This window comes from Thalassospira profundimaris (assembly GCF_003326795.1).
Lineage (GTDB): Bacteria > Pseudomonadota > Alphaproteobacteria > Rhodospirillales > Thalassospiraceae > Thalassospira > Thalassospira profundimaris_C.
The window spans coordinates 132,416-151,122 of record NZ_JPWI01000013.1 but is presented as its reverse complement, the minus strand read 5'-3'; the positions used below and the strand labels follow the sequence as shown (position 1 = coordinate 151,122).

Here is an 18,707-nt window from a genome sequence, read left to right as displayed (position 1 = left end):
GTTATAGGCCCCGCTCCCGGAACTGTCAAACACCTTTTTGCAAAAAAGTGACAGAAACGCCGTTACGCAAAATTTTTGCGCGAAAGCATATATAGGTTTCACTTTTATGACCTGCAAGGGCGTCTTTGGCCCAAAATTCCGGCCCATGAAGATTGCCGGGCGCGAAAATGCAGATAAGATGTTCGCGCACCGCCATCATAACAAAAGAATCCCGACCTGTAAAAAGGTCGAAAATAATCTTGAGGCCCCCATGAATAGTCCATCGCGCGACAGCCAGGCGAAATCTGATTCGCACCAATCCCCCGTCTATCCCGATCTGTCGGCACCGATCGAGGTGATCGACATGCATACCGGCGGCGAGCCGCTTCGTATTATCACGTCGGGCTACCCCGTCATTCCGGGCGATGACATTCTGGCCAAGCGCCGATATGCGCGCGATCATCTTGATCATCTGCGCCGCTTTGTGATGTTCGAGCCGCGCGGTCATTACGACATGTATGGGGCGGTTCTGGTTGAGCCCAGCCTGCCCGATGCCGATCTGGCGGTGCTGTTCATTCATAACGAAGGTTATTCGACCATGTGCGGCCACGCGATCATCGCCCTTGGCCGCTATGCAATCGATTACGGACTGGTCAAAGCCGTCGAACCGATCACGCATGTTAATATTGAGTGCCCGTGCGGGCTGGTGCGCGCCGAGGTCGAAGTTGCCAATGGCAAAACCGGCAAGGTGCGGTTTTCATCCGTGCCATCATTCATGTTTGCGGGCGATCTTGACCTTGCCCTGCCAGATGGAAGGGCGTTTAAAACCGATATCGGCTATGGCGGGGCATTTTACGCCATTCTGGATGCCGGGCAGTTTGACATCGCAATCACCCCCGGAAATGTCAGCCGCCTGACCGCCCTTTCAGAAGAGATCTGTAAGGCGGTCAATGACAGCATTCGCCTTTCCCATCCCGATCATGATGATCTGGCCTTTTTATACGGGGCGATCCTGACCGACGGGCGCGATGCGTTCAGTCCAGAACCGACACGCAATATATGTGTGTTTGCCGAAAACCAGGTGGATCGCAGCCCGACCGGATCAGGGGTCAGCGCCCGCCTTGCCATCCAGCATGCCAAGGGACTGATCAAACCCGGTCAGACGCGCCAGTTTGAAAGTGTGATCGGATCAGGCTTTGAAGGATCGGTTGGCGCCGTCACCAGCTGCGGCCCGCATGATGCGATCATCGCATCGGTCAGCGGGCAGGCTCATTACAGCGGCAAGGCCAGTTTCTGGTATGAAGAAGGTGATCTGGTCGGACAGGGATTTATTGTCCGCTAATCCCGAATGCATCTGTAACGAAGTCCTGCAAAAACACGCCCAAATAAAAAGGGATGCCGATCAGGGCATCCCTTTGCTTATATAATATGTATCAAGCCCTATTCACGGGCCTTGCGCAGACATTCCATCAAGCTGTCAGCCGAGCTTTGGATATGTTCGGCAAGCAATTCGACCGCTTCTTCGGTGTTGCCGGCCTTGCAGGCTTCGAAAATCTGGTGATGTTCACGCTCGGCCCGATCGGTCGCCCCGGACAATGCCAGCTGTGCCTGGGTGAAACGCACGGTGTTGTTGCCAATCATGCGAATGATTTCCAGCGTCTTGGGACGGTTCGAGGCGCGATAGAGCCGGTCGTGGAATTCACGGTTGAGCTCGCCCCATTTGGCAACATCGCCAGAGCGGAAAGCTTCATCATAAACCAAAAGGATATCCTCGACCGATTTGAGATCGGCCGGGGTCAGACGCGGCACAGCATGACGGAGCAATTCGCATTCAAGAAGCTTGCGGACTTCAAACAGTTCCTCGATCTCGTCGATGGAAAGCTGCGAGACAATCGCACCCTTGTGCGGCTGGAAGGTGACCAGACCTTCGGCGTCAAGGCGCTGAAGCGCTTCGCGGACCGGAATGCGCGAGACATTATATTCACCGGCGATTGCATCCTGTCGCAACTGGAATCCAGCGGGGAAATCGCCAGAAAGAATGCGTGCCCGAAGGTCTTCGGTCACCTGATCGGTGATGGTGCGGCGGGTAAATCGCGGTGATGCGGTCATTTCAGCTCTTTTATTCTGTTACCCGAAATCATGGCTTGGCGGCGTCATATCGTCAGACAAATCAAACCTGTCTGTTCATAGTCATAACGTCGGCCCGACCAAGTCGCAATACAATTGCATACTGTATAATTTCCTGTCATCGCGCGAAATACAACAAAGGGGGCATAAAGCCCCCTTGTCACAATCAGATTAAGCCCGCCTATTTTACGATAAAGCCATGGGCATAGGGATCGCGGTCATCAATGAAGATGGTGTTATAGCCGTGCTTGCGCGCCCAGCCTTCGATCCCGGGCACCACCGCATCAAAGTCGCCGACCTTGGTTTTTTCGACCACGGAGACGCGGAACTGTGAGCCGATGATGCTTTCATGAACCAGCTCGTCAGCCGGATCCCATTGGCCCTTGGCAACCAGCTGTGCAAGACGGGCGGACGACCCCGTGCCACAGGGAGACCGGTCAATGCCCTTGTCACCATAAAACACGGCATTGCGATGCGTGCTTCCGGGCTGGGTCGGTTTGCCGGTCCATTGAATATGGGAAAGCCCCTTGATATCGGGATGCAGCGGATGAACGAAACTGTTTTGTTCATTCAGGCGACGACGCAATTCCGGACTGATGCGTTGCAGATCACCCACGGTGAAATCCGCCATATCACGGAAGTTTTCCTGGGGTTCGACAATCGCATAGAAATTGCCCCCATAGGCGACATCAACCCTGATCGGGCCAAGATCGGGACAATCGACCTCGATATCGGTTTTATAAAGGAAAGACGGCACGTTGGTCAGCTTGACCGATTCAACGTAATCGCCAACCTGCTTGTATTCGGCAATCACCAGACCCGCCGGGGTTTCAAGACGCAGACGTCCCGGTGTTTTGGGTTTTACCAGACCTTCCTCAATCGCCATGGTCACGGTCCCGATGGTGCCGTGACCACACATCGGCAGACAACCCGATGTTTCGATAAACAGAACCGCGACATCATAGTCATCAGAGGTCGGATCATAGAGGATCGATCCCGACATGATGTCATGACCGCGCGGTTCAAACATCAGACCGGTACGGATCCAGTCAAATTCAGCCAGAAAATGCGCACGCTTTTCGAGCATGTTCGCACCTTCAAGTTTCGGTCCGCCGCCAGCAACCAGTCGCACCGGGTTGCCGCAGGTATGACCGTCTACGCAAAAGAAGCTGTTTTTCGCCATAGTGGGGCCTGTGATCAGAAGCGATTAATACGATAGGGCGTCATGTCGATTGGCGTTTCCGAACCGGTGACAAGATCGGAAATCAAACGACCGGTGGTCGCCCCCATGGTCAGACCAAGATGGCCATGACCGAACGAGAAGAAGACATTGCGATGGCGCGGGCTTTTGGAAATGACCGGCTTTGAATCCGGCATCGATGGCCGGAAGCCCATCCATTCGGTTCCGCCCTCGGCATTGAGTTTGGGCAGCACTTCCTTGCCCTTGGCAAACAGGGCCTTGGCACGGTCATAGTTGGGGGGCGCAATCAGCCCGCCAAGCTCCACCGCACCACCAACACGAATGCCCATTTCCATCGGGGTCAGAATGATGCTGTCATCGGCACTGATGATGGTGCGCGACAATTTGGCATCATGATAGGGAACGGTGGTGTTATAGCCGCGCTCGGTATCAAGCGGCACGGGGGAGCCAAGCCTTTTGGCAAGGGTTTTGGACCATGCACCACAGGCCACCACCAGCGTATCAAAGGTAATCTGATCCCCGCTGGTCGTCATCGCTGCACGCGGTTGACCGTCGCGATAGACGAAATCGGTGACCTCGGCAGTCTGGAACTTGCCCCCGCGATCAAGGAAATGCTTGTAAAGGCCGGTGACGATCTTGAAGGGATCAAGGACACGGCCCCAGTCTTCCTCGATCACGCCGCACGGGAAGATCGGGGCAAGGTCGGGTTCGAGATCCATGATCTCGTCACGGGTGATGTCGCGGATTTTAATGCCCTTGCGACGGCGCAGATCAATGCCGTATTCGGCATCGCGGCGGGTCTTTTCCGAACGATAGACACCCATTGCGCCTTCTTTTTTAAAGACCGCATCGTCAAGACCGGCCTCACTAATCACCGGTTCGTAATCTTCCCAGACGCGATTGAGGATGGCGGCAAGTTCGGTGCTGATCTGTTCAACCCGGCTTTTGGTGCTTGCCGCAACAAAGCGCAACAGCCAGGGCATCATTTTGGGCAGATAGGCCCAGCGGATCGACAGCGGCCCATACGGATCCAGCAACCAGCCCGGCACATTCAAAAGCGTTCCGGGCATGGCAATCGGCGCACATTCGGAAACCGCAATACCGCCAGCATTGCCAAAGGAGGTCCCCCTGCCCGGCTCTCCACGGTCCAGAATGGTTACGTCATAGCCCTTTTTTAAAAGAGCCAGCCCGACATTCACACCGACAATGCCCGCACCAATGACAACGGCCTGCTGTTTGCCGCTGGTTTGAGCCGTAATATCGGTTTTGGATTTGGTCATTTTGGGGCCTCGCCTGATGTGGTGCGCATTTGATTCATTGTGGTGATCAATCTGCCAGATGGCAGGAAACTCCCCCGCGACATTGCACGGGGGAGCTCACTGTTCCATCAAACAGACTTATAATGCAATCACGGTTTTTGGGGCGGGAGGTGTGATTGCATCCGTCGCACAGCGCCTAGAGCGACGGGCGAGTGTCGATGGCTTTTTGAATGGTCGCCTTGATGGTTTCGAGCTCTTTGCCAACCAGCGGCAGACGCGGTGCACGCACATGCGGCTTGCCAACGCCGGTCATTTCCTGAGCCAGTTTGATGTACTGGACCAGTTTGGCGTGAACATCCATGTGCAGAACCGGCGTGAACCAGCGATAAATCTCAAGGGCTTCCTTGTATTTGCCTTCGGAAAGCAGCTTCCAAAGCGCAACCGATTCTTTCGGAAAGGCATCGGTAAAACCGGAAATCCAGCCAACAGCACCAAGAACCTGTGTTTCCATGACAAGGTCATCCATGCCACAGAACAGAACGAAACGGTCACCGCATGCATTGTAGATATCGGTGATACGACGCGGATCGCCCGAGCTTTCCTTGATCGCGACCAGGTTTTTGACATCGGCAAGCTGGTTGAATTCTTCCGGCTTGATGTCGATGCGATAAGCACCCGGGTTGTTATAGATCATGATCGGCAGTTTGGTTGCGTTTGCAACGGTGCGGAAATGCTCGATATTTTCGCGCGGGTCAGCGGTATAGACCATGCCCGGCAGAAGCATCAGGCCATCAGCACCGATTTTTTCACATTCCTGGACATAGCGGATCGCTGCGCGGGTCGAGTTTTCAGCAACACCCGAAAGAACCGGGATACGGCCCTTGGTGATTTCCACAGCAAGCTTCAGAACGGCGAATTTTTCTTCCAGCTCAAGCGCGGTGTTTTCGCCGACAGAACCCAGCATGACCAGACCGTCAACGCCTGCATCGATCAGGGCTTCGATCTGTTCTGCGGTCATATCGAAATCGATCGAGCCGTCTTCATTCATCTGGGTTGCAACGGCGGGGAAAACGCCAGTCCAGTTTACCTGCATGGGAAAGTAACCTCCTGATATGGCGGGATTATTTTTCAATCACACCAACAATGTTCAAATCTTTTGGCCTGAGACCAACTGCAATTCATGTATATTGTATACAAAATAAAAAATGCAGATGCAACGGGATTTTTGACAAAAAGAAAAGGACCCGGTTTCGGGTCCTTTAACACCACGATGTCAATGCCTTGCCGATACATTGATCAGGCAGGAAATGGCACATTCCGGATCGGTGTCGTCGACACTGTTCCGGTTACAACGGCCAGTGTCTTTGCGATAATCACACCATCGCAAAGCTCATCCTCAACCAGCTTCCGGGCGGCTTTACCGAATTCTGTACGCTTCGCATCATCTTCCATCAATTCCTCGATGGCATTGGCAAGCGTATTGGCATCGCGTAGCGGAACAAGAAGACCGTTCTCGTTATGGCGGACGATTTCCCGACATCCCGGCACGTCGGTTGCAACCATGGCAAGACCGCAAGCCGCAGATTCCAGCAAAGTCTTTGGCAGCCCCTCACGCCAGGACGGCAAAACAGCCAGATCAGCCTCACGCAGAAGCGCTGCAACATCGCTGCGTTTGCCCAGCCACTCGACCAGACCATCCTTTTGCCATTGGGAAAGATCAGTCTCATGTGCGCTATCGGGATTGGCAAGATCAGCATCCCCGACCAGCAGAAAGCGATAGTTTCGCCCGCGCGATTTCAAAAGACGCGCGGCTTCGACCAGTTCCGCCAAACCCTTGGACCACAGCATCCGTGCGACAAAAATTGCCGTTTTGGGCACACCGGGCGCCTTTTGCGCAGGCGAAAAGGCCGAGATATCCACCCCCGATCCCCGGACAAGATCAATGCGGCTTTCCTTAAACCCAAGTCCGGTCATCAGGGCAAGATCATCCTGATTTTGCACAATCACATGCACTGATCCAAACCGGGCATAGACCCGCAGGATCACAGAGACAATGGCGCGAACAATTTTGGCCTTTGCCCCGCCTGACACAAACAGAAAACCAAGTCCGGTGATCATATTGACCGAACGTTTTGCCCCCACCAGCATTCCGGCAAAGACAGACAGAACCACACATTGAATGGCGACATTGACAATCACATCGGGATTTTCACGACGGATCAGACACGCCAGTGCCTTGACGGTCTTAAGGGATTTGACCGGACTAAGCCCGCCGCGCGCGATTGGCACATCAACCACCCGAAAACCTTCCTTGCGAAGACCTTCGGCGGCTGCACCGGCGTTACATGCAACGACAACCTCGTCCCCGCGTACCAGTGCAGCGCGCCCCAATCCGATCCGGTGCGACACAAACGACCAGTCTTCCGCACACACAATCATGGTCTTGCGGCGGGTTTTCGGGGCCTTGGCATCCAGCAATGCTTCCCGGCGCAACACGGCCAGCGCCAAGGAAAGCATGACCACGCCAAACCACCATGACGTCCAGAATGAATAGTTAAACAGTCCGGCAAACCAGTAGGCTGCCATGATCATCAACGGCAAGGCGGATACCTTAATCCCGTTGCGCAGAACGTCCTTCAAGGTTGTGGATGCAATCACAAGAACCAGCGGCACAACCACAAACAAGCCAAGCAGGCCAGCTTCAAGCCAGATTTCCATAAACCAGCTATGCGGATGTCCGGGCAATACGGACTGACCCGATGTCCCGGCCATATCATTGGCACCGGGCACCCAAGGGGACGCATTGATACCGTAACCGATAAGCGGGTGATCAAAGACATGACTATAGGCAAATTGCCAGATCATCTGGCGATGGATATCCACAAGCCAGGTTGGCAAATAGGCATCGAACCCGATAAGGCTGGAAGCATTGACCGTCACACCACTCAGCCAGGTCAGGGCAACAACACAAACACCCGCGACACCAGCCAGCACACCGATTTTAAGAACCCGCGACCCGATCAGCAAAACTGCACAAAAACCGACAGCACAGGCTGCCGCCATTATCGCTGCAACATTGGCCCGGCCATGCGAGGCTTCCAAGATCGGCACGATACACAAGGCAGCAAGGATCGAGACATAACGCCGGACACCCTTCCGGTCGATGGCATCAAAGACCAGCAACATCGCCCCGAAAATCAGGAAACTTCCGACAGGCTTCAGACGGCGGGTGATATCAAAGGCGAAATCAGGTTCGCGCAGTGCCTTGATCGATAACATTTCCGGATAAATCATGATCGCCAGAATGCAATATCCGACAAGCGCAATCGCCGCATAGATGCACGCATCCCATGCCAGGCGGGCCTTTGGCTCGATCAGGCGCATCAGATACCAGATGCCTGCAAGCATCGCAAACCGGCCTGTCCAGGTTTCAAGCGACTTTCCCGGCATGATCGAACCAACTGCCGACAGCAGAAACACGCCCAAAGCTGCAACAACAAGCAGCCCCACCGGAGTTGCAATATCTGCCCTCATCTTCCGCCATGCTTCACCGTGATCAGCAGAAGCCAAAGCCGTGATCAGCGATAATCCAAGCCCGATCCCCAAAGCAGTCCGCCCAAAGAAAAACAGCGGCGCAGAAAGGCCAAACAGGATGGCAGCAAGGCTGAGCAGCGTGTCGCGCCAATGCCGGGCCGGGACAGTTTGATGCATGATAAGCGGTTCCATATTGAAGTCTGCCATCTTGCTAACCCCGTGCCGTGCCCGCGTCAATCTCGGATCGACCAAGCTGCACCACATGTGGTTTAATCGTCGTTATGATATTCAACCCTTTATCAATAAAGGATGATCATGACGGAGATGAAGGCCCTTTTGCGGTTTCCGGCAGAACGCAAGATTGCCCTTGCCGATTGTCCAGTCCCCACCCCCGGTGACCATGACCTCCTTGTCCAGACCAGCTTTAGCGTTATCAGTCCCGGCACAGAGTTTACACAGGCGCGCCAAGCCACCGCGTCGCTTCTGCAAAAGGCCTGGCAACGTCCGGACCTTGTGGCTCTTACCTTGAAATCCCTGAGGCAGGAGGGTGCACGATCCACTGTCTCGCGGGTCAATAACCGCCTTGGACAGCCGATGCCAATGGGGTATTGCGCCGTGGGAAAAGTTGTTCGCACCGGTTCGAAAGCATATGACTTCGCACCCGGACAAAGGGTTGCGATTGCCGGGATGGGCAGTGCAAATCATGCGCAATGCAACAGGGTCCCGATCAATCTTGCCTGCCCGGTACCCGATACGCTTTCTGATCAGAAAGCAGCCTTTGCCACCCTTTATGCTCTTGCCCTTCATGCCATCCGGCAGGGCAAAACAACCATCGGGGATCACGTCGCAATCATTGGCGCGGGCTTGATCGGGCAATTGCTTTGCCAAACTGCAGTCGCGGCGGGTACCAATGTTACGATCATTGAACCCCATCCATATCGGCGCGAACTGGCACAGGAAAATGGCGCAAACAGATGCTTCACCACCGCCAGTTCCGCACAATCAGATGTTTTCGACGCCGTCTATATCTGTGCCCCGGCACGAGGTCTGCACAAACTTGTTGATGCGGCTGCACGTCTTTGTCGGGATCGGGCCACTATCATCTGCGTCGGCGATGTCGCAATCAGCGCGCAGCGTAAAATGCTCTATGACAAGGAAATCGTGATCAAGCAGGTCCGGTCTTACGGGCCGGGTCGTTATGACCCGGCTTATGAAGAACTGGGACAGGACTATCCCGTCGGGTATGTGCGATGGACCATCAAACGCAATATGGAGGCCGCCCTTGATCTGATGGCTAAGGGCAGACTTGATCCAACGCCGCTGATCACCAAAGAAATAGCGTTTGAAAACATCGCCGATCATTTCGCCAAGGGCCCCGACCTGAACCAGCTGGCAACATTGGTGCGTTATGGGGCATCGGTTGATCGACCGAAAACTGCCCTGCACGAATGTGATGTCACTGCCCCCTCACCCGCGACGGTCCGTCTTGGCCTGATTGGCACCGGCAATTATGCGGGCGGTCAGCTTGTTCCCCACCTGATCAAACAAGCCGATATCAATGTCCTTGCCTGTTGTTCGCAAGACGGCATCTCAGCCGTGGCAATGGCGCGAAAACTTGGTGATGCAAAGGCCGTCTCGTCCGCACATGCCATCATCAATGATCCGCGCGTTAACAGCGTCATCATCGCAACCCGCCATGACAGTCACGCCAAACTCGCCGCCGACGCCCTGGCAGCAGGCAAACATGTCTGGCTGGAGAAGCCGATTGCGATTGACCTTGCCGGGATCGGACTTTTACGCGATCAGACATCATCATCAAGCCTGTTCATGGTCGGTCACAATCGTCGTTATGCACCGATGAGCGGGCAATTACGCGTCGCCCTGCCCGATGGCCCCCGGCATTTCAGATACCGGGTCCGGGTTTCACCGCTTCCGAATGATCACTGGCTTTGTCATTCTGATCAGGGTGGCCGCACAATTGGCGAAATCACCCACTTCATCGACCTGATTCACAGTCTGACGGCGGGTAGCATCACGGATATTCACTGTCACTGGCTTGATCGCAAAATGGGCGACAGCATCTGGAAAATCCGTCTGAGCGACGGATCACAAGGTGAAATCAGTTATCAGCACACCAACAGGCGCGAGGCGAAGGAAACCCTGCAAATAGATGCACCTGGCTTTGACGCCGAACTTACGGACTGGAAGAAACTGACCATCAACGGCAAGACCGTAATGCGGCAAAGGTTTGGACAGGACAAGGGTCAGGCAGCAGCGATTTCTGCCTTCACACAGGCTGTCGCAACCGGTCAGCGCAATCCCCTGATCCCGCGTCTTGAGGATGAAATCAGCCTGATGTCACTGGTCATTACTGCGGCCAATTGCGGATGACAGCCCCTTATTGCGCCCCGGCATAGAGCACAAGCAGGGGCAAGGTAATCATACTGATGATCGTGGTCAGAAGGATTGTCGTTGCCGAGCGGTCAATGCAGATATTATAGCTCCCTGCGATGATCGCGACGTTGGCCCCGGACGGCAGCGCAGCAACAAGGGTCAGGATGGTCAACTGCAAGGGCGGCAGATCAAAAATGAAATGCCCGACCGAAAACACCAGAAGCGGCTGAACAAACATCTTGGCGACCGTACAAAGCAAACTCGCACTGAGATTGCCACGGACCGACTGTCCATACAGCCCGGCTCCCACCAGCATCAGTGCGATGGTCGGACCAGCTGTGCGGAACCGCTCGAACGTTCCGTCGATGATTTCGGGCATCCGTATTTCAAACAAGGAAGCCAGCACACCCAGAATAATCGCAATGATGATCGGGTTTCTGAGAACGCGGAAAACACTGCGCAGAACCTTGGGCAGCCAATGCTCGTCCCCGCCACTTCGCGCGCCTTCGACAATCAGGACCGTCATCCCCAAAAGACTAAGCGGATGGATCGAAAGAATGATCAGAACCGGCACCAGACCTTCTTCGCCATAAACCGCCTGTACCAGCGGAATGCCCAGCAGAACGATATTGGAAAACACCCCGCCCATTGCCGTCACGGCAGATTCATCGGTTCTCGCCTTGAGCCACAAACGCGCAATCACAAAAACCATCGCGAAATTGACCAGAACGCCGGAATAGTAGCTCCCCCAAAGGCGCAAATCGAAATGCGCGCTGATATCGGATTTGGACAGGGCCTGGAACAGCATCGCCGGGATAAAGGCGTTCATGGCGATTTTGGCAAGGAATGGAATGCCCTGACGGGAGATGACCTTTACATACGTCAGCAGAAAGCCGCACATGATCGTCAAAAAGACAGGTCCAACTTTTCCAACGATCAGATCAAGCATCGTGCCCCCGGCATTTTTTTAGAACAGGCACGACACAGGGCCCCATTCCCCTATTTCCGTGCAAAAAGAAAGGGCGGCATCAGTGACACCGCCCGGAAATAGTACAAAGCAATTTATACACTTACCAGTCTTACGGCACGAATGCCGGACAAGGCAGCTATGCGTGTCAGGTGTTCGGATCGGTCTGCACCCGGCCCACCGCGTTTTTCCAACCGGCCAGAAGTCCGTCCCGACGGGCTGCCTCGATCTTGGGCTCAAAGCTGGCATCAAGGTGCCAGTTGGCCGAAATATGATCGAGATCGCGATAGATACCGGCCTGAAGTCCGGCAAGATATGCCGCACCAAGAGCTGTGGTTTCAGTGACTTCCGGACGCTCGACCGAAATCCCCAAAACGTCTGAAAGCATCTGACACAACCAGTCATTGGCAACCATGCCACCATCGACACGCACGGCCTTTGGCGATACACCATCCGCCGCCATGGCCTCGAACAGATCAAATGTCTGGTAGCAAACGCTTTCAAGGGCGGCGCGAACAAATTCGCGCGGGCCGGTATCACGGGTCAGGCCGAAAATCGCCCCGCGTGCATCCGGATCCCAATAAGGTGCCCCCAGCCCGGTAAAGGCCGGAACAAGATAAACACCGTGATTGTCCTCAAGCGACTTTGCCAGCCCTTCGGTTTCAGCCGCCGACTTGATGATGCCAAGCCCGTCGCGGAGCCACTGGACTGCCGCACCGGCCACAAAGATCGCGCCTTCGATGGCATAGCTTGTTTTGCCATTCAGCCGATAACCGACCGTGGTCAGAAGGCGATGCCGGGACGTGACGGCCTCTTCACCGGTATTAAGGATCACGAAGCAACCGGTACCATAGGTGCTTTTGATATCGCCCGGCTCAAAGCAGCATTGCCCGAATGCAGCGGCCTGCTGATCGCCTGCCATGCCCAGAACCGGGATTTCCGCCCCGAACAAGTCGGCATCGGTAACGCCGAAGTCGGCCGCGCAATCCTTGACTTCCGGCAGCATGGTTTGCGGCACGCGGAAGATTTTGCAAAGCGTATCATCCCAGGCATTTTCGCGAATGTTAAACAGGTTGGTCCGTGCAGCATTGGTGGCATCGGTTGCATGTGATTTTCCACCGGTCAAACGCCACAGAAGGAAACTGTCGACCGTACCAAACGCCAGGTCACCCTGTTCGGCGCGCGCACGTGCACCAGACACATGATCAAGGATCCAGGCAACCTTGGTGGCCGAGAAGTAAGGATCAATCAAAAGGCCCGACTTGGCATTGACCGCTTCTTCAAGTTTCGGGTCACCCTTTTTCAGGTCATGACACAGGGATGCCGTACGGCGATCCTGCCAGACAATGGCATTGTAAATCGCCTTGCCGGTCTTGCGATCCCAGACAACGGTGGTTTCGCGCTGGTTGGTGATGCCAATCGCCGCGACCTGTTTGATATCGACGCGCGCCAATGCTTCCTTGCAGACAGCGACCACCGTACTCCACAGATCTTCGGGATCATGTTCGACCCAGCCGCTATTGGGGAAATGTTGGGGGAATTCCTGTTGTGCGACGGAAACGGATCGGCCGTTTTCATCAAAAACAATCGCACGTGAGCTTGTCGTTCCCTGATCAATGGCAAGGATGTAACGCGTATCGGTCATTTGTGTTTTCCTCCCGAGCCGGCAGTTTTCCTGCCCTCTGACCCTGCATGATACCATGCGCTCTACCCGTCTTTGCGACCGGGCTGCTGGCTTTATCGCTCTATTTAGAAAAAAATCGCATCAAAAAACAATTCGTTTTCGAAAATTTTTCACATCGCTTCCGTCAAACTCCTGTTTTCACAGACACAATTTTTCCCCGTAACCACGGCAATAAGAACCCGGTTTATACCGGCACGCGATTTGCACCGACAAGAATACACATGAATTTTAACCGGCATCTTTTTCCCATGGAGGGCTCTTATGGGATTGTATGACACATTGCTGAACGTCACCAACACAGCCTATAGCGCCAAAAGTGCTGCTTCTCAGGCCGTGACGATCGCATCAAACAGCCAGCCGCTTCCTGACGACAAGAAGGAAGAAAATGCCGAGCTGGCCTATATCCGCGAGAACGGCTTTACCACCTATGTAAAGGAAATCGAGGAACGCAAGATCGAAGAATTGCGCGCCAAGATTCTTAAAAGTATGGGGCTGGACGAGGAAACCCTCGCAAAAATGGATGCCGATGACCGACAGGCCATCGAGAAAACCATTGCCGATGCCATCGAACAACAGCTCAATGGCAATACCCTTGCCAATGCCGAGCTTGGCAAGAACGATGGCAAGGAAACGCAAAGCGAGCGCCGCGACCGTATGCAGGCCCAGATCGCCTTCAACCCGCGCATGTTTGATGTCTTTACCGAATTGCAGTCGGAATTACCGCCGGGCTCTTCGCAGTCCATCACCGGCGAGGAAGACGACAATCGCACATCCGGTGTCAAAAAAGACCTGTTCTCGGCCTGACCCATACCCGGTTGAACCAGACAAAAAGGGCGCTGCGAATTGCAGCGCCCTTTTTCATGTCCGGAAATATCCGTTATCAGTCGTCGATACCACCAATGCAGACATATTTGACTTCAAGATAATCCTCGACGCCGTATTTCGAACCTTCACGGCCAACGCCCGATTGCTTGAAGCCGCCAAACGGTGCAACTTCGGTTGCCATCACGCCGACATTCACCCCGACCAGACCGCTTTCGAGGCCCTCGGCCAGCTTCCAGATGCGCGAGATATCCCGCGAATAGAAATAGGACGCCAGACCGAACTCGGAATCATTGGCCATCTCAAGCACTTCTTCATCGCTGTGGAAGCGAATAAGCGGTGCCATCGGGCCAAAGGTCTCCTCTCGGAAGACGATCATGTCACGGTTGGCATCGGCAATGACGGTCGGCTGGAAGAAGGTCGCACCTTTTTCATGGCGCTTGCCACCCGTCAGGATACGGCCACCTTTTGACACCGCGTCGGCAACCTGCTTTTCGACCTTTTCGACCGCCTTTTCATTGATCAGCGGACCGATGATCACGCCTTCCTCAAAGCCGTCACCGACACGCATCTGCGAGACCTTGGCGGCGTATTTCTCGGCGAATTCGTCATAGACAGCATCATGAACAAACAGACGGTTTGCACAGACACAGGTCTGACCGGCATTACGATATTTTGACGCCAGCGCCCCTTCGACAGCCGCATCAATATCGGCATCTTCACACACGATGAACGGCGCATTACCGCCAAGCTCAAGGCTGATTTTCTTGACCGTATCGGCGCACTGACGCATCAGCAACCGCCCGACCGGGGTCGAGCCGGTAAAGGTCAGTTTGCGAACCTTCGGGTTTTCGGTCATCTCGGCACCGATTTCGACCGCTTCACCGGTCACAATCGACAGCAACCCTTTGGGAAGGCCTGCACGTTCGGCCAGAACCGCCATGGCCAGTGCCGAATAGGGCGTTTCCATTGCCGGCTTGACCACCATCGCACAGCCAACGGCCAATGCCGGGCCCGCCTTGCGGGTGATCATGGCAGTCGGGAAGTTCCAGGGCGTGATGGCCGCACAAACGCCAACCGGTTCCTTGAGAACCATGACACGACGGCCTTCGGCAAAGGTCGGGATCACATCGCCATAAACGCGTTTGCCTTCCTCGGCAAACCATTGCAGGAAGCTTGACGCATATGCGATTTCGCCCTTGGCTTCCGGAAGCGGCTTGCCCTGCTCGGCGGTCATGATCGCGCCAAGGTCATCCTGATTTTCCATCATCAGGTCGTACCATTTCATCAGAATGGCGGAACGTTCCTTGGCAGTGCGCTTTTTCCAAAGCTTCTGGGCCTTTTCGGCAACATTAACAGCATGGGCGACGGCTTCACGGCCAAGCACCGGAACCGTGCCAAGCACTTCGCCCGTCGCCGGGTTGGTCACCTGTTCGGTTTTTCCGTCTGGGGCATCGACCCATTCCCCGCCAACATAGGCCTGCTGGGTAAAGAGCGAGGGGTCTTTAAGCGAAATCATTTTAGTGCCTCCGGAATTCTTTATTGGGAGCGACATGATCGGATATCCCACATCTAGTCTGCTCCGGGATTGATGCCACATCTTCGCGAGATATTTCTGCCTTGGCAATCGCAAACAGGGGATTGGACCCCCTTTGCGAGATTATTGCTTTGCCCGCGCTGAATGCGGGGGCTTTTGGCAGAAAATACGACAGTCCCGATACCCTGGGCCATCCGGCGACCTGTGCCCGTGTCGCATAGATCGACCCAAAGCCACCTCCCCCAATGAAGAGTCGCTACCCGGCAATATTTTTCACTTTTTACCGATTCTGAGCATTCCACAGGGGTAATTACAAACGAAACATTGGTCATTTATCAGGCCCCTTTTCGGGTACCCAGACAAAATATCGAACAAAAACAATTCGTTACAAATCTACCGATTCAGTTCGCTATCGAAAATTTAGATGTTTATTTTTTTTCGCTTGCAATTATTTTGGGGCATTCGTAACGTTTGTGAAAGAACAGAATGACAGTTGAGAACATCTGTCACAAATAAGAGCACCAGGGAGGATACGGTTGCTCAATTCAGGCACATACGACATCGCCATCATTGGCGGTGGCATCAATGGCACGGGCATCGCACGGGATGCGGCGGGACGCGGGCTTAAGGTCTTTTTGTGTGAAAAAGACGACCTTGCCAGCGCAACCTCGTCGGCCAGCACCAAGCTGATTCACGGTGGTCTGCGCTATCTTGAACATTACGAATTCCGGCTGGTCCGCGAGGCGCTGATTGAACGCGAAGTTCTTTTGCGTGCCGCCCCGCACATCATCTGGCCGCTGCGCTTTGTGCTGCCGCATGTCAAGGGATTGCGTCCGGCATGGATGATCCGTCTGGGTCTGTTCCTTTATGACCATCTTGGCGGTCGCGAAAAGCTTCCGGGTTCCGAAGGCATCAGGCTGGCGTCCCATCCGGCAGGCAAGCCGTTGATCAAGGGCATGGAAAAGGCATTCGTCTATTCCGATTGCTGGGTACAGGATGCACGACTGGTCGTGCTCAATGCAATGGATGCCCGCGACAAGGGGGCTGAAATTCAGACCCGCACCGAATGTGTTTCGGCCAAACGCAATGGCAATCTTTGGAACGTGACCATTCGCAATGTCGATGACGGAACCGAACAGGTCATCACCGCCAAGTCATTGGTCAATGCCGCAGGCCCCTGGTGTGCCGAACTTCTTGAAAACCGTGTCGAAGCCAAAAAGAAACAGGGCATCCGCATGGTGCAGGGCAGCCACATTGTTGTGCCCAAACTGTTTGACCATGAATATTGCTATATCTTCCAGAACCCGGACGGGCGCATAGTGTTTGCGATCCCCTATGAACAGGACTTCACCCTGATCGGGACAACAGACCGCGACTACAAGGGTGATCCGTCCAAGGTCGCGATCAGTTCGGAAGAAACCAAGTATCTGTGCGATCTTGCCAACAGCTATTTCGAAAAGAAAATCACCACCGATGACGTTGTCTGGACCTATTCGGGGGTTCGTCCGCTTTATGGTGATGGCAGCGAGGACGCATCACAGGTCACACGCGACTATGTTCTGGAAATTGATCGTGGCGAGAATGCCCATAATGGTGCGCCGCTTCTGAACATTTATGGCGGCAAGATCACGACCTATCGCAAGCTTGCTGAATCCGCCATGACCAAGCTCTGCCCCTTGCTGGGCCGCGATGATACCCGCTGGACGGCGACCAAGCCACTTCCGGGCGGAGACATGCCGAACGCGGATTTCGAGCGGTATCTCACCGCAATGCACAAGAAGTTTCCGTGGATTCCCGACGCACAGATCTACCGTTACGTGCAAAACTACGGCACACTTACCAACAGAATTGTTGGGGATGCGTCTGATCTTAAAGGGCTTGGGAAGCACCTTGGTAATGACGTATATGAATGCGAATTGCGCTATCTGGTGGATTACGAATGGGCACGAACCGCCCAGGACGTTTTGTGGCGCCGCTCCAAACTGGGGCTGCACCTTTCGGATGAGACGCGTAATGCCATTGTCCAATGGTTCGAAACAGAACCGAAATCAAAAAACACCGTGAAAACGGGCGAAGGAAACAGTGGAAAATGACCCTTACGCTTGAAAACATAACCAAGACCGTGGGAGGGGAGTCCCACATCGACGATGTGTCGATGACGCTGGAACCGGGATCGTTCAACGTCCTTCTGGGACGGACCCTGGCCGGTAAAACGACACTGATGCGCATCATGGCCGGTCTCGAACCGCCAAGCAGCGGTCGCATTCTGGTCGATAATGTTGATGTGACCGGCATGGCTGTGCAAAAGCGCAACGTTGCCATGGTCTATCAGCAGTTCATCAATTACCCGTCGATGAATGTCTATGACAATATCGCATCACCGCTAAAACTTCAGGGCGTTGACAAGGCCGATATCGACAAGCGTGTCCGCTCGACCGCCGAACTGATGCATATCGAACATCTGCTTGATCGTCTGCCTCAGGAACTTTCCGGTGGTCAGCAGCAACGTACCGCCATGGCGCGCGCCATGGTCAAGGATTGCAAGTTGCTGCTGCTGGACGAACCGCTGGTCAACCTTGACTACAAGCTGCGCGAAGAACTGCGTGAAGAGATCCCGAACCTTCTGGCTGAACGCGACACCATTGTTGTCTATGCCACGACCGAACCGATGGAAGCATTGCTTCTGGGCGGCAAGTGCGCGGTCATGCATCAGGGGCGCGTTACCCAGTTTGGCCCGACCACACAGGTTTATCACAACCCGGCCTATGTCGAGACCGGCCTGATCTTTTCCGACCCGCCAATCAACCTTGTTGATGCCGAAGTCCGCGATGGTGCGATCTTTATGAAATCGGGCCATCAGGTTCCGCTTTCCGGTCATCTGGCCGATCTTTCGAACGGGACTTACACCCTTGGTATTCGTGCCAACCATCTGTCGGTTGATCCGACCGGTGCAGACACGATCGCCATGCAGGGACAGGTCGAACTGGCCGAAATCACTGGTTCGGAAACCTTTGTTCATGTGCATTTCAATGATGTGTCCTGGGTAATCCAGGAAGAAGGTGTTCACAACCCGCGTCTGGGCGAAGCCACATCGTTCTATGTCGATCCGACACGTCTGTTTGCCTTTGATGCAAACGGCAAACTCGTGGCCGCCCCGCCGGTCGAAATTTCCAACGGCAAAGCGGCGTAAGGTGAGATAGAAA

General features: G+C 54.5%; 14 protein-coding genes. 5 read left to right on the top strand and 9 right to left on the bottom strand.

Annotated elements, in window-relative coordinates; genetic code table 11:
- Positions 1 to 25: 25 nt before the first annotated feature.
- Complete coding sequence (locus tag TH30_RS22165) at positions 26 to 199, bottom strand: hypothetical protein (RefSeq protein WP_181850392.1); 174 nt, start codon at positions 197 to 199, stop codon at positions 26 to 28.
- Positions 200 to 250: 51 nt separating this feature from the next.
- On the opposite strand from TH30_RS22165, the gene TH30_RS18070 reads away from it, so the two are divergent.
- Positions 251 to 1,321 (top strand): proline racemase family protein, encoded by a 1,071-nt coding sequence (locus TH30_RS18070; RefSeq protein ID WP_114099511.1) that lies wholly within the window; start codon positions 251 to 253, stop codon positions 1,319 to 1,321.
- A 98-nt stretch (positions 1,322 to 1,419) separates the two neighbouring features.
- On the opposite strand, the gene TH30_RS18065 is transcribed toward TH30_RS18070, so the two are convergent.
- From TH30_RS18065 to TH30_RS18045, 5 genes are all read right to left on the bottom strand, one after another.
- Positions 1,420 to 2,088 (bottom strand): GntR family transcriptional regulator, encoded by a 669-nt coding sequence (locus TH30_RS18065; RefSeq protein ID WP_114099494.1) that lies wholly within the window; start codon positions 2,086 to 2,088, stop codon positions 1,420 to 1,422.
- A gap of 199 nt (positions 2,089 to 2,287) precedes the next feature.
- Positions 2,288 to 3,289, bottom strand: coding sequence for a 4-hydroxyproline epimerase (locus TH30_RS18060; protein ID WP_114099493.1), 1,002 nt, complete (start codon positions 3,287 to 3,289; stop codon positions 2,288 to 2,290).
- 14 nt (positions 3,290 to 3,303) lie between these two features.
- Complete coding sequence (locus tag TH30_RS18055) at positions 3,304 to 4,587, bottom strand: NAD(P)/FAD-dependent oxidoreductase (protein ID WP_114099492.1); 1,284 nt, start codon at positions 4,585 to 4,587, stop codon at positions 3,304 to 3,306.
- Between the two features lie 175 nt (positions 4,588 to 4,762).
- Entirely contained in the window at positions 4,763 to 5,659 is an 897-nt protein-coding gene (locus tag TH30_RS18050) for a dihydrodipicolinate synthase family protein (RefSeq protein ID WP_114099491.1), read from the bottom strand.
- 203 nt (positions 5,660 to 5,862) lie between these two features.
- On the bottom strand, positions 5,863 to 8,307 hold the full coding sequence (locus TH30_RS18045) for a glycosyltransferase (RefSeq protein ID WP_181850390.1): 2,445 nt from the start codon (positions 8,305 to 8,307) through the stop codon (positions 5,863 to 5,865).
- 108 nt (positions 8,308 to 8,415) lie between these two features.
- Between TH30_RS18045 and TH30_RS18040 the strand changes: the two genes are divergently transcribed.
- Entirely contained in the window at positions 8,416 to 10,491 is a 2,076-nt protein-coding gene (locus TH30_RS18040) for a bi-domain-containing oxidoreductase (RefSeq protein ID WP_181850388.1), read from the top strand.
- A gap of 7 nt (positions 10,492 to 10,498) precedes the next feature.
- Here TH30_RS18040 and TH30_RS18035 read toward each other — a convergent pair whose 3' ends face one another.
- On the bottom strand, positions 10,499 to 11,443 hold the full coding sequence (locus TH30_RS18035; RefSeq protein ID WP_114099488.1) for an AEC family transporter: 945 nt from the start codon (positions 11,441 to 11,443) through the stop codon (positions 10,499 to 10,501).
- A gap of 166 nt (positions 11,444 to 11,609) precedes the next feature.
- The gene (gene glpK / locus TH30_RS18030; RefSeq protein ID WP_114099487.1) at positions 11,610 to 13,106 is read right to left on the bottom strand and encodes a glycerol kinase GlpK; all 1,497 of its coding nucleotides are present in this window, start codon (positions 13,104 to 13,106) and stop codon (positions 11,610 to 11,612) included.
- Between the two features lie 300 nt (positions 13,107 to 13,406).
- On the opposite strand from glpK, the gene TH30_RS18025 reads away from it, so the two are divergent.
- Positions 13,407 to 13,949, top strand: coding sequence for a hypothetical protein (locus TH30_RS18025; protein WP_114099486.1), 543 nt, complete (start codon positions 13,407 to 13,409; stop codon positions 13,947 to 13,949).
- A 76-nt stretch (positions 13,950 to 14,025) separates the two neighbouring features.
- Here the strand turns inward: TH30_RS18025 and TH30_RS18020 are convergent, their stop codons facing one another.
- Positions 14,026 to 15,486, bottom strand: a complete 1,461-nt coding sequence (locus TH30_RS18020) for an NAD-dependent succinate-semialdehyde dehydrogenase (protein WP_114099485.1) — start codon at positions 15,484 to 15,486, stop codon at positions 14,026 to 14,028.
- A gap of 554 nt (positions 15,487 to 16,040) precedes the next feature.
- Between TH30_RS18020 and glpD the strand changes: the two genes are divergently transcribed.
- A complete protein-coding gene (gene glpD, locus TH30_RS18015) occupies positions 16,041 to 17,597 on the top strand; it encodes a glycerol-3-phosphate dehydrogenase (RefSeq protein WP_114099484.1) in 1,557 nt (518 codons plus the stop codon).
- On the top strand, positions 17,594 to 18,694 hold the full coding sequence (locus tag TH30_RS18010; RefSeq protein ID WP_114099483.1) for an ABC transporter ATP-binding protein: 1,101 nt from the start codon (positions 17,594 to 17,596) through the stop codon (positions 18,692 to 18,694). The genes glpD and TH30_RS18010 overlap by 4 nt, the downstream gene beginning before the upstream one ends.
- Positions 18,695 to 18,707: the final 13 nt, after the last annotated feature.

What these genes read in the sequence shown, in the direction of transcription:
- TH30_RS22165 (WP_181850392.1), bottom strand. Translation starts at nt 199, where the DNA reads ATGATGGCGGTGCGCGAACATCTTATCTGCATTTTCGCGCCCGGCAAT.
- TH30_RS18070 (WP_114099511.1), top strand. Translation starts at nt 251, where the DNA reads ATGAATAGTCCATCGCGCGACAGCCAGGCGAAATCTGATTCGCACCAA.
- TH30_RS18065 (WP_114099494.1), bottom strand. Translation starts at nt 2,088, where the DNA reads ATGACCGCATCACCGCGATTTACCCGCCGCACCATCACCGATCAGGTG.
- TH30_RS18060 (WP_114099493.1), bottom strand. Translation starts at nt 3,289, where the DNA reads ATGGCGAAAAACAGCTTCTTTTGCGTAGACGGTCATACCTGCGGCAAC.
- TH30_RS18055 (WP_114099492.1), bottom strand. Translation starts at nt 4,587, where the DNA reads ATGACCAAATCCAAAACCGATATTACGGCTCAAACCAGCGGCAAACAG.
- TH30_RS18050 (WP_114099491.1), bottom strand. Translation starts at nt 5,659, where the DNA reads ATGCAGGTAAACTGGACTGGCGTTTTCCCCGCCGTTGCAACCCAGATG.
- TH30_RS18045 (WP_181850390.1), bottom strand. Translation starts at nt 8,307, where the DNA reads ATGGCAGACTTCAATATGGAACCGCTTATCATGCATCAAACTGTCCCG.
- TH30_RS18040 (WP_181850388.1), top strand. Translation starts at nt 8,416, where the DNA reads ATGACGGAGATGAAGGCCCTTTTGCGGTTTCCGGCAGAACGCAAGATT.
- TH30_RS18035 (WP_114099488.1), bottom strand. Translation starts at nt 11,443, where the DNA reads ATGCTTGATCTGATCGTTGGAAAAGTTGGACCTGTCTTTTTGACGATC.
- glpK (WP_114099487.1), bottom strand. Translation starts at nt 13,106, where the DNA reads ATGACCGATACGCGTTACATCCTTGCCATTGATCAGGGAACGACAAGC.
- TH30_RS18025 (WP_114099486.1), top strand. Translation starts at nt 13,407, where the DNA reads ATGGGATTGTATGACACATTGCTGAACGTCACCAACACAGCCTATAGC.
- TH30_RS18020 (WP_114099485.1), bottom strand. Translation starts at nt 15,486, where the DNA reads ATGATTTCGCTTAAAGACCCCTCGCTCTTTACCCAGCAGGCCTATGTT.
- TH30_RS18010 (WP_114099483.1), top strand. Translation starts at nt 17,594, where the DNA reads ATGACCCTTACGCTTGAAAACATAACCAAGACCGTGGGAGGGGAGTCC.